Source organism: Candidatus Angelobacter sp. (genome assembly GCA_035607015.1).
Taxonomy (GTDB): Bacteria; Verrucomicrobiota; Verrucomicrobiia; order Limisphaerales; family AV2; genus AV2.
In genome coordinates this window covers 1-9,844 of sequence record DATNDF010000441.1, presented here as the reverse complement: position 1 = coordinate 9,844, position 9,844 = coordinate 1, and the positions used below count along the sequence as shown (strand labels likewise).

8 protein-coding genes are annotated in these 9,844 nt (G+C 59.1%); 4 read left to right on the top strand and 4 right to left on the bottom strand.

From position 1 onward, the window contains the following. The 3 genes from VN887_17785 to VN887_17775 all read left to right on the top strand — a co-directional run. The coding region (locus tag VN887_17785; protein ID HXT41864.1) for a glutamate dehydrogenase at window positions 1-713 on the top strand (713 nt) is incomplete at its 5' end. Between the two features lie 297 nt (window positions 714-1,010). Beyond that, entirely contained in the window at window positions 1,011-1,403 is a 393-nt protein-coding gene (locus VN887_17780; protein ID HXT41863.1) for a BlaI/MecI/CopY family transcriptional regulator, read from the top strand. Further along, entirely contained in the window at window positions 1,400-3,151 is a 1,752-nt protein-coding gene (locus VN887_17775) for a M56 family metallopeptidase (protein HXT41862.1), read from the top strand. The genes VN887_17780 and VN887_17775 overlap by 4 nt, the downstream gene beginning before the upstream one ends. Before the next feature lie 44 nt (window positions 3,152-3,195). Here VN887_17775 and VN887_17770 read toward each other — a convergent pair whose 3' ends face one another. Both VN887_17770 and VN887_17765 read right to left on the bottom strand, forming a co-directional pair. Beyond that, on the bottom strand, window positions 3,196-4,569 hold the full coding sequence (locus tag VN887_17770; GenBank protein HXT41861.1) for a dipeptidase: 1,374 nt from the start codon (window positions 4,567-4,569) through the stop codon (window positions 3,196-3,198). 91 nt (window positions 4,570-4,660) lie between these two features. Further along, window positions 4,661-8,125, bottom strand: a complete 3,465-nt coding sequence (locus tag VN887_17765; GenBank protein ID HXT41860.1) for an AsmA family protein — start codon at window positions 8,123-8,125, stop codon at window positions 4,661-4,663. A gap of 159 nt (window positions 8,126-8,284) precedes the next feature. Between VN887_17765 and VN887_17760 the strand changes: the two genes are divergently transcribed. Next, on the top strand, window positions 8,285-9,010 hold the full coding sequence (locus VN887_17760; protein ID HXT41859.1) for a glycosyltransferase: 726 nt from the start codon (window positions 8,285-8,287) through the stop codon (window positions 9,008-9,010). 10 nt (window positions 9,011-9,020) lie between these two features. On the opposite strand, the gene VN887_17755 is transcribed toward VN887_17760, so the two are convergent. Both VN887_17755 and VN887_17750 read right to left on the bottom strand, forming a co-directional pair. Then, on the bottom strand, window positions 9,021-9,656 hold the full coding sequence (locus VN887_17755) for a MarC family protein (GenBank protein HXT41858.1): 636 nt from the start codon (window positions 9,654-9,656) through the stop codon (window positions 9,021-9,023). After that, the coding region (locus tag VN887_17750) for a hypothetical protein (protein HXT41857.1) at window positions 9,653-9,844 on the bottom strand (192 nt) is incomplete at its 5' end. The genes VN887_17750 and VN887_17755, both read right to left, overlap by 4 nt.

Below are 9,844 nucleotides of genomic sequence, written 5' to 3'. Positions count from 1 at the left end.
GCGGTTCGGTTGGCCGGCGCGAGGCCACGGGCCGCGGTGTGAGTTATCTCATCAACCGAACGATGGACGTGATCGGTCTCGACGCCAACAAAACTACCGCCGTCGTGCAAGGTTACGGCAACGTCGGCTCAGTCACCGCATTTTCACTCGCGAAATACGGCGTGAAGATCATTGCAATCAGCGACGTGAACGGCGGCATCTACAATCCGAAAGGAATCGATCTCTGGAAACTCGACCACCATAACACGGAGAAAAAAACGGTGGTCGGTTTCGAGGAAGCCGAGCCGATTCCCAACGAACAACTGCTCGTGACGCCGTGCGACATTCTGGTTCCGGCGGCGATGGAACGCCAGATCACCGAAGCCAACGCGGCCAAAATCCAATGCCGTATTCTCGCTGAAGCGGCCAACGGTCCGACGACGCCCGAAGCCGACGTGATGCTTGATCAGCGCGGCGACATCTTTGTGATTCCTGACATTCTGTGCAACGCGGGTGGCGTGATCGTTTCCTACTTCGAGTGGGTGCAGGATTTGCAAAGCTTCTTTTGGACCGAGAGCGAAGTGGTGGACAAACTCTTTCGTATTCTCGAAGGCGCGTTCACGCAAACGCTCAACCTGAGTCGCAAGCAAAAGATCTCAATGCGCCTGGCGGCGCTAAGTCTCGGAGTCAAACGCGTGCAAGAGGCGAAGAAGACGCGCGGGTTGTTTCCGTGAAAGGAGTTGGTATCCCCCAAATCAATCCGCCGATGCCAATGTTACGAATCTGCCGGCGCGCGCAAACTACGAGAAGGACGCGGTTCTCCGGTTTGTCAAAAATTTCCGCCGAGTTCATTGTTTGGGAGTGGTTTCCAGGAGATTAAGAAGAAAGGGGCCGAAGTCAACGGTTCAGTCGCGAGTCACAGCGCATCCTCAATCACATCCCAATGTTTGAGGTAAACGCATAAGAGCCAAATTTTTCGCTTGCAGCTCCTACAAGTGTAGGAGATAAATCCTACAACCGTAGGATTCGTTATGAAGACAAATCGCGCCAATCAAGCCTTGCCACAGATTTCCGACGCCGAACTGGTCGTGATGAAGGCCGTGTGGGAGAAAGCGCCGGTCACCGCCAATCAGGTGGTCGAAGCGCTGGAACGGCAACGGCACTGGAAACCCAAGACCATTCACACGCTGCTGCGCCGACTGGTCCACAAAGGTGCGCTGGATTTCGACAAGAAGGGGCGCGAACATCACTTCCGTCCACTGGTCGATGCCGCAGATTACACCCACGCCGCGAGCCGCTCGTTTCTCTCCCGGTTTTTCGACGGCGAAGTCGCGCCCTTCCTCGCGTGCTTTCTCGAGCGGGAAAAACTTTCGCGGCAGGAAATCGAAGAACTACGGCGCATTCTGAACAGCAAACAGAAATGAACTTCAACGCTCCCAGTCATTTCCTCGGCCCGATCTTCGAGTGGACGTGGCAAACATCGCTTTACGCGAGCGTTCTGATCGCGCTGGTCGTGGTGATCCAACTTGCCGCCGGAAAACGGCTTGCCCCGCGCTGGCGTTATGCCCTGGGAGTTTTGGTTCTGATCCGCCTCCTGTTGCCTGCCGTTCCGGCAAGTGCGTTCAGCGTTTTCAATCTGGGCAAAGCCGTTCTGCCTTCCTCTGCGCCGGCGACACCGATTCCCGCTATTTCTGAAGAAGGCGCTGTGCCGCCAGTAATCAACGTTGCCGGTGATCGGAAGATTGACTGGTGGAACGCGGTTCGAGTTCTTTGGCTGCTCGGTCTGACGATCAGCCTGCTCACGGTCATGTGTCAGCATCGCAAATTCGCGCGCCGGATCGCCGCCGAACTGCCGGTGACTGACGAAAGGCTTCTGTCGTTGCTGGAGAATTGCAAAAGCGTCATGGGAGTCCGCCGGCAAATCAATATCGTCATCACGCCAAGCCTCGGCACTCCGGCGTTGTTTGGGTTTCGCCAGCCGCGCCTGCTCCTGCCCGAAGGGGCATTACATAAACTCGACGACCGCGAGTTGCGGATGGTTTTCCTGCACGAGCTGGCGCACGTGAAGCGCGGCGACATTCTGCTGAACTGGGTCATCATCTTTGCCAGATCATTGCACTGGTTCAATCCGCTCGTGTGGCTGGCCATGCGAAGATTGCGGGCTGACCGTGAACTGCTTTGCGACGCAATGGTGATGTCGCATCTGGCCGCTGACGAGCGCCACGCGTATGGGAACGCGTTGATCAAACTGCTCGACGATTTTTCGGGCGCAGGGTTTTGTCCGAGCCTGGCGCCGGTCATCAACAACAAAACAGAAATCAAAAGGAGAGTCACTATGATTGCTCAATTCAAACCCGCCGGGCGAATCGCGCTGCTGTTGTCGGCGGCGATAATCGTCGCACTCTGCTGCTTCACGTTCACGCGAGCGGCGGAGAAAAAGGCTCCTGCGCTGAACGTAGATAATCCGAAGTTACAAGCTGAGTCGTTCGAACATCAGGCCCTGAACGAAATGAGGAAGAGATTCGAAGATTTGGATCAGCGGGCTCGCGAAGCAGAAGCGAGAGTGGATGCCTTGCGCCGGGATTTGAGGATCTCGAGTTTGGCCGCGTCGGGAAGGTTTGAAGGGAGCGTTGATCCCGAAACCGTTCAAAGACTCGAGGCGGCAAGCATCGAGGTGGAGTCGAATTACAAGGGACAGTCCGAGTTACTGAAGCAGCTCAAAGAAATCAAAGCGCAAGGGAGCGAAAAGCTTCGCAAGGTCATTCTTACTGCGAACTATGATCCACAGTTGGGCAAATTGCTTGAGGATCTGTGGACCACGGAGGCGACCCTCGCAAAACTAAAGGACAGCATCGGACCTGCAAATCCCGAGTTCAAATCCACTTTGGCAATGCGGGACGATTTTGACAAAAAAGTCAGTGAAAGGATCGAAGGTATTCTTGCAGGATTGGAAGCCAGGGCGGCTGCAGCAAAGGCGCAACTGGATTCCATGGCCAAGGTCGTTCAAGAGGCCAAGGTCAAAGATGCCGAAGACGTCGCGAGATACCGGCCGTATTTCCAAGCCAAGCGGGACTTGGAAAGTCTGCAAAAAGTCAGGGACGCGCTTTACCAGAGAATTCTTGAGCGGGAGTACGGTGTTGAGGTGCCGAAGACGAAATCTGAAGGCCAATAGAAACTGACCGTTGTCCGGCATTCACTAAATGACAAACAATCCGCCTACTTTCTGCCGCGTAATTCCTGCCAAAGCAGCGCGCTCATCCTCATTCCGTTCGCAAAGGCATCAAGGCTGAATTTTTCGTTGGGAGAGTGGGGATTGTCGTCGGGCAGCGCAAGGCCGAGCATCAACGCGTCCGCGCCCAGGATTTTCTTGAAGTCGTTAACGATGGGAATCGAGCCGCCTTCGCGCAACAGGACCGGTTTGTGACCGAAGGCGGCTTTGAGAGCACGCAAGCCCGCTTGGGCCAGCGGGCTGGTGGGCGAAACGAGATACGGTTCGCCGCCGTGGCCGCCTTCAATTTCCAATCTCACCGTGGGCGGGCAAAGTCGTTTCAGGTGTTGCGTGACCAGCTTGCGGACGCGTTCCGGCTTTTGATTGGCGACCAGGCGCAGCGTGAGTTTGGCGCTCGCCCACGCGGGAATGATCGTCTTGCTGCCTTCGCCCTGATAACCGCTGGTCAGCCCGTTGATTTCCAGCGTCGGACGCGCGGATCGCTGCTCCTGCGGCGTGAACCCGCGCTCGCCAAAAAGTTTCGGCACATCCAGGGATTTCCGATAGGCCGTCATGTTGAACGGAATGCGAGCCAGTTGTTTTCGCTCGTAGGCCGATAGCGGCGCGACATCGTCATAAATGCCTGGAATGGAGATGCGACCGTTATCGTCGCGGAGTTTCGCGAGCAACTGGCAGAGAGCCATGGCGGGATTGTCCACGGTGCCGCCGTAAATACCCGAGTGCAGATCGCGTGACGGACCGATCAGTTTGACTTCGAGCGCAATGATGCCGCGGAGCGCGTAGGTCAGCGCCGGATGTTTCAAGTCCGGGATGCCGGTGTCCGAAATGACGATGGCATCGCACCGCAGGTCGGCACGATTCTTTTTGAGGAACGGCGCGAGGTTCTTGCTGCCGACTTCCTCCTCGCCCTCGACAACGAACGTCAGGTCACATGGCAACTCGGTGTTTGTCTTCAGATACGCCTCGACCGCCTTGAGGTGGGCGAAGTGCTGGCCTTTGTTGTCGCACGCGCCGCGGGCGAAGAGGGAGCGGCCTGTGATGCGCGGTTCGAACGGCGGCGACTTCCACAACTCGAACGGCTCGGCGGGCTGAACATCGTAATGGCCATAAACAAGGTAGTGCAGTTTGCGGGATGATTCCGCGCGCGGTGTTTCCGCGACCACAACCGGGTTGCCGCTCGTCGGACAAAGCCGCGCTTTCAAGCCGATGGACCGGCAATGTTCAACGAGCCAGCAGGCCGCGGCGTCCATGTCTTTGCGGTGAGCGGTCTGCGCCGACACGCTCGGAAGTCTGAGATATTCGCACAGTTCGCGGACGAAGAGGGATTCGTTGTCGCGAAGGTAGTTCAGCACGGCTTGCATTGATGCGATTGAACCACAAAGGCGCGGAGCCACCAAGAGTCAAGTGGCCGGCGTCGATGCAGGAATTTGGCGAGAGTGGCTTTTCGTCCGCCTACTTCTTTTTGAGCAGGTTGAAAGGGTTGAATTTTGGCGGTGGCGGATTGGTCTTCGTAGTATCATCTGCAGGCGCGGGCTTTTGGCCCGTGAGGAGGTTGCCGACCCCTTTGAGAAGTCCGCCCGTATCTTTGCCGACATTGACGCCAAGCTTTTCGGCCACACCGACGCCGGATTTGAGAAGGACTCCGCCAATGGCCAGTTCCTTGTAATCGCTTTTTGGTTCGCCGATGGTTCCTTTCACGACGACAAATGTCGGCAGCGCCGCGTAGGCCGCGTCGGGAGGTGTGTTCGCTGGCATCATCCCGGTCTTCTGAGCGAGGGACCGGCTGAGCGAAAACTCCAGGGGAAGATTCAGCGGTGAGTTGGTGAGCGGCACCTGCATGGGAATGACGCCCTGCGTGTGTGCCTCGAATGCCGAGCTTTGCAGGCCGACGTGGGAAAGATTGATTTTTCCATCGCCGATCGTGGCTTGCGCGGAAATCGCATTCAACGGCGAGCTGGCGATCTCATTCACACGAAGAAACGTGCCGATGCCTTCCAGTGTGTACCAAAGGAGGCGGCCGAACACATTTTTCGGCGGCTTGCCCTTGACCAGTTGAATGGTCGCGTTGGTCAGGCTGAGGCTCAACTGACCGCTCAGGTTTTTCTGGAGGCTCGCGTCCGTGATACCCGCGCCCTTGATTTGCGCGCTGGTAAGGATGAAGCCGTGGTATTGGTCACGCGAGGCGGGCATGAAGCTGTTCACGAACGGGTCCACAGGAACCCGGTCGAGAGATGCGGTCAAATCATAGGTCCAGCCGGGAACGCCGACATCCGCGCTGACGCTGGCGCTGACGGGCGCGCCGTTGAGGGTGAGTTGAAAGGGTTTCAGCGCGACCTGGCTGCCGTTGATTTTTGCGTTGGCGACGAGATTCGACACGGCGATGTCCCGCAGATAGAGGCGGTCAATCTTCGCGTCGAAGCTCGCTTGTTGCAGTGGCAGCGCAATCGGCTCCGGCTCGGTCCGCGGCGCGGCCGGAGCGCCCGCGGGCGCCGGCCTGGTTGAAGGTTGCGCAGTGGACGTGTTTGTGTTCCCCGCGAACAGATCGTAGTAGGGTGTCACATCGAGGGATTCGGCCCGCAACGTCAACTCGGCCGGCGCGGCGTTGGTTTTGGCGAAGTCCAGCTTGCCGGAGAGCAGAAGCTCGTTCTTCGCGCGGTCGGTGGGCGTGAGCGTCAGCAACAACTGCTTCAGGTTGATTAATTGTTGCCGCATTGAACCGTCGAGTTTCACACCGGCCTCCAGCGGGGTCTTCGGAAGCTTGCTTTGGGGGTCTTCGACGACGAGGTTCGCAAGTTTCAGTTCCGCCTGGACCGAGGATTCCCCCTCGGCATCGTAATTCGCGGTGCCCTTTGCGTTGAGTGAAACGGAGACCAGTTTGTTCGGCGCCAGCGCCGGCCCGAGAAACAACCGGAAGGTGTTTTGGTTCAAGTCCACCACGTTGAAAGTGAACGCGCCGCTGTTTTTGCCAAGATCGTATTTGCCCGTGACGTCGAAGCTGCCGCCAGAATCGAAGCCCTCTTTCAGAGTGACGGCCGCGCGGCGGATCTGCGCCGACTGATCCTTCAGGCCGACGTCGAAGTCGGCCGTGGTTTGAAAATTTTGAAACTGATAATCGCCGTAGCGTCCGGTGAGATCGCTCAAGACGAGATTACCCGACGCACCGGTTTCCCGGCCCTTCCGCGACGCGAGCGCGGTCAGCTTGATCGTGCCTGCGGAGGCGCTGAACCGGGGCACGGCGGCGACCTTGAGCAGGCCGGGCAGTGACGCATCGAGCGTCGCCTGCGCGCTGAGATCGCCACTGTCGAGCGCATAGCTGGCCGAGCCGGTCGCGGTGACCAGCGACTGGGCCGACTGACTGACGACGAGCGAATACTTGTCCACGGTGACGCGCTTGAAATCGGTGAGTTGAGCGCCAACCTGGAGCTGGACACCGGCGCGCTCGACCTTGTTGGAGCCGAATTGCGCGCTCAACTCCTGCAAGTTCGCCGTCAAATCCACCTTCAACTGCCTGCCGTCCTGTTGCGCCACCAGGTCCAGTCCGGCGTCAGCCTTGCCGCTGACCGGAAGATTGCCCAGGAACAACTGCCAGTCGGCCAGGTTCAGTTTGTTGACGGTCAGTCGCAGCGAGGATTCCTTGAAGCCCGGCTGGCCGGTGCCCCAGGTCAGGCTCATGGGCCGGTCCAGCGTCGTGCGGGCCAGATCGTTCTGGCCCTGCTTGACCGCCAGGTCGAGTCTTTGCAAGAGCGCGGTCTTGTCATTCACATTGACCGTGACCTGGTAAACGAAATCCAGATCGAGCGGCGGAGTGGACTGATTGCCCTGCTGGATGCCAAATTGCCGGCCGGCCAGTTTCCCGTTCGCGGCGATGACCGTGCCTTTCTGAGTGATGTCAATGAGGTTGGTCGCGTTCAATGTCGAATTACCGAAATCCCAGCCGCGCGCCGCGCCGACGAGATTGAGCACCTGTCGGTCAATCGAGTTCACCTGGAGCGTCAAATGCCCCTCGAGTTTTTGCAGGTCGAGCGGCCCGGTGATGCGCAGGGCGCCCAGCGGCTTGTCGGCCTTGAAGAAATTGATCGAAAAGTTTTTCACGTCGGCGGGCGTCAGATCGCAATCCAGTTCGCTGCGCTCGCCGGCGAAGCTGCTGAAGGCGCCATCGCCCCTGACGATTTCGTGCGTGACCTTGCCCCTGACAATCTGTGGGATGAGGTCCGGGCCGAGCGTGAAATCAATCGCTCCGGAGCCTTTCGCTTGCAGCACGTCGTGGGCATTGGTCGCTGTACGGTCCATTTTCATCCCCGCGGCCAGCGTCAGTTTGCCCGACGCGCCGTTCTTCAACTGGTCGAGACCGATGTTGATGTCGGATAGTTCGATCGTCTGCCGCCCGCCGTCTTTGGAGATTTGCACCGCGCGCAGGTTCACGTTCTTGAGCGTGACGTTTTTCACGTCAAGCTGCAGCGGTTTGGACGGCCCGGCTGCGGGAGTTGCCGCCGGTGCGGCCCCCCTTTTAAGCAAAGGGTCGAGATTGCCGGTGCCATCGGCATTCTGCACAATTTGGATTTTCGGGGTGTCGAGGGTGATTTCATCCACCTTGATCTTGCCGCCGATGATGCTCCACAGACTGTAGCGCAGGCGCACTTCATTGGCCTGGAGCAGCGGCTCGGTGCCGGTGGTCTTGACGGTGAGCTGACGCAGGACGACCTGCGAAAACGGGCTGATCGAAGCGTCGCCGACGGTGATTTCCGCGTTCAGCGCCTTGCTGACCCGCGGCAGGATGACGCCTTTGAGAAACGCCGCGCTGGTGGCGACGAAATAGAGGATGATCAAGAGGATGACCAGGCCGCCGCCGGCCAACGCGAGTTTACGGGGCCACGAACGGCGTTTGATGGGGTTCGGAGAGGTTGTTGCGTCAGGCATAAGTCAGCTTTCGATGTCTCGGGTTTTGATTGAGACGCGGGAAGTCTTGTTCAATTTTGCGCATTGTTCAAAAGGTATTTTTGCGACACCCGTTCGGCGGGATGTATTCAAGAAATGGCGTGACCCGCGGCGGTCGCGGCGGTCAAACTCAAGGACATCGTGAAAATATCGGTCATTGTTCCCGCCTTTAACGAGGAGAAGTTCATCGCTCGCTCGCTCAGCGGGATCAAGGCGGCAACGAATTCCTTTACCGCGCCCGGGTGGGACAGCGAACTGATTGTGTGCGACAACAACTCGACCGACGGCACCGCGGAGATGGCCCGCGCCGCGGGAGCCGCGGTCGTGTTCGAGCCGGTGAACCAGATTTCGCGGGCGCGGAACCGGGGCGCGTCAGTGGCCACGGGCGACTGGCTCGTGTTTGTGGATGCCGATTCGTACCCGAGCCGCGAATTGTTCGCGGACCTGGCGGCCATCATCCAGAGCGGCCGGTGTCTGGGCGGAGGCGCGACTGTGCGGATGGACCGGGCAGTCGGCTGGGCGCCCTTCGTGACGCGGGCATGGAATATCATCAGCCGCGTGAAGCGGTGGGCGGCCGGCTCGTTTGTTTTTTGCGAGGCAAAGATTTTCCGCGAACTGGGAGGGTTCAGCGAGAAACTTTTTGCCGCGGAAGAACTCGATTTCAGCGAGCGGCTGAAAAAGCTTGCGCGCGAACGCGGAAAAGATCTGGTCATACTGCACCGGCATCCGCTGGTGACCTCGGCGCGAAAAGTGCATCTTTATTCCGTGCGGGAGCATTTGGCCATGATGCTGCGGACATTGCGCCATCGGGGAGAAAACCTCAAGGACCGGGCGGCCTGCACGCTTTGGTACGACGGGCGCCGATAGCGCGGACGATTCAAGATTTGATCAGCCCCAGTTCTTTCAGCGCGTTGATGAAGAATTGCATGGCGATGGCTGCCAGCAACAGCCCCATGACGCGGGTCGTAAGCCGCAGCGCGATCGGGCTGAGCCATTTCGCGCCGCGCGCTGACAGGGCAAGAATGAGGTAAGTGACCAGGGCCACCGCCACGATGCAGCCGAGCAGCGAAATCTGTTTCGACCAGTCCTCTGCGGCCCGGCCATGAAGCAGGATGACCGTGGAGATTGCGCCGGGGCCGGCCAGCATCGGCACGGCCAGCGGCGTCACGGCGATGTCCTCTTTCTCGGCGCCTGCGAAGGTTTCCTCCGGCGTTTCCTGCACGCGCGACCGTTGGGCGCGGAGCATGTCGAGGGCGATGAGCAGCAGGATCACGCTGCCGGCCATTTGAAACGACGGAATGGTGATGCCGAGGAAGTGAAAGATGGCGCGGCCCATCAGGGCGAAAGCGAGAAGGACTCCGGCCATGACCAGACACGCGAGCCGCGCCATGCGGATGCGCTGCTCCGGCGTGTCCGCCGGGGTCATCGCCAGAAATGCCGGCACCGTTGCGATCGGATCCACAATCACAAACAACGAGCTGAGGGCGAATACGATGTATTCGGGCAGGGTCATGTGGAACACGGCGCGAGGACCGCGTCGCGCATCCCGTGGATGATTTTCTTGTCGGCCGGGCAGATGGTCGCCAGCACGCCGCCGAGTTGCGGCCGCGCCGGGTCGCCGTCGCCGATGACGAAGTAATAAGGGCACAGCCGCGCCCGGCCCGGCATGGGCACCGATTGTCCGCTGGCAAAGTCGTAGTA